The organism is Telluria sp. AZSoR62 (assembly GCF_058111565.1).
Map to the genome: position 1 here is coordinate 1 of NZ_JBYTST010000635.1, position 233 is coordinate 233.

Sequence of the window (233 nt, forward strand, 5' to 3'; positions counted from 1 at the left end):
GCTGAACAGGAATAATCGCTTGGTCGAGGCAAACAGGCTGTACGAGCGGATCACGCATGACGTGGAGATGATGCGCGAGGTAGGCTATTGTTCGGGCATGGAAAATTATTCCTGCTACTTCAGCGAACGGGACCCGGCCTCGCCTCCGATCACATTGCTGGATTACCTGCCGAAAGATGGGCTTCTGTTCGTCGATGAATCCCACGTCATGGTGCCACAGATATCCGCAATGT

Annotated in this window: 1 pseudogene; it reads left to right on the forward strand. The window is 53.6% G+C overall.

The annotated features are described in order from the left end of the window. Window positions 1-19: 19 nt before the first annotated feature. Window positions 20-233 (forward strand): annotated as a pseudogene (locus tag AC3XQU_RS24995) (excinuclease ABC subunit B); the annotation flags it as partial.